The sequence below is a fragment of the Bacillus mycoides genome, from assembly GCF_001757995.1.
Taxonomy (GTDB): domain Bacteria; phylum Bacillota; class Bacilli; order Bacillales; family Bacillaceae_G; genus Bacillus_A; species Bacillus_A mycoides_B.
Genome location: NZ_LXLV01000133.1, coordinates 1 through 1336, shown reverse-complemented (window position 1 = coordinate 1336; position 1336 = coordinate 1). Strand labels below are relative to the sequence as shown.

1 protein-coding gene is annotated in these 1336 nt (G+C 25.9%); it reads right to left on the bottom strand.

From position 1 onward, the window contains the following. Positions 1-1210 (bottom strand): permease (locus BWGOE10_RS29260; RefSeq protein ID WP_070168372.1); only part of this gene is annotated, 1210 nt, incomplete at its 3' end. Positions 1211-1336: the final 126 nt, after the last annotated feature.

The following is a 1336-nucleotide window of genomic DNA, read 5'->3' as shown; positions in this document are numbered from 1 at the left end:
TTATAAATAACGTTATCGCTAATCCAATTAGTATAATCATAAAATAGTATGTGATTGGCATAGATCCAATAAATGTAATACTAATAACGACAGCCATTAGGCTTATTGACATAATTATAAGTATCTCCCAAAACATATAACTTAAAATATTGTATACTGTGGCTCCTGATATAAGATGAATTGCATATTTTTGTATATTTATATTCCATTTCATAATGAATGAAAAGAATACGGTCACTACACAGAAACAAAATAATAGAACAGTTAACATAATTAGTAAATTTATATTTTGTTTGAGCATGGAAAACATTATGTCTATCCCAGTATCGTTAGCTCCTATGATTATTAGGTCATAAAAATTTGTAGATTGTGAAATTTCATCGATTAGTTTTCTTACTTGTAAGCTTCCTTTTTCTGTGAAAATTTGACCATTAATCAACTGTAGATAATGTCTTTTTTGAAATGTACTATCATCTTTATTTATTGGTGCTTGTTCTATAGAAAAACTTGGGAGTATTATATGTTTATCTAGATAAAATTCTATATTTTCTCTTACAGGTAAAACTGAGTTTGGCTCTAATATGCCTACAACTCGTCCTTTAAGTGATTTCATCATGTAATCTATTTCAACTTCATCACCAATTTTATAAATAGATTGATAATCTGAACCTAGAATGACGGGGATTGATTTATTATGATTATATATATAATCATCTTTTTGAAACATATCACCTTCTCGGAGTTTTAGGTCAAAAGAGTCAATGACTTGTTTATTTATCTGCAATGATTTAACAAATTCATACTTTTTTCCATCAATCTCATGAGGAGGAAAAGAGCCATCTTCATATCCTTCCCAAAATGTTTTATTTCCTTTAAAGTTAACTATCCCTATGGGTTGTGTTGTAGTATTTAAATATTTAAAATCACTACTTTTATTTAACCTATTATAAAAGTTTTTTAAGTTTGCTAAACTTTCATCTTTGGAAAGGTATTCTTGTTCTTTCTCATTGAATAACTCATCTGATAATTGATAAATGTTTTTCCCTTCATATTGTGCATAAAAGCTTTTTGTTTTTGTATCTACATTATTAAAGTGTAAAAATAAAACTGATAATAAGAAGAAAAAAACGGTTGCTTGTACTAATATTAATAATGCAAAGATTTTTTTCTTTAATAAACTTTCTTTTGCTTCGATAAAGATTTGTTTCAATTGGATTTCAACACCTTTATACAATTTTTTTTTGTATATATACAACTAGAAACTATACATATTCCTATAGTAAATATAAGCATAAATAATATGCCTATAAAAAACAGTTTATTATATGTATAAATA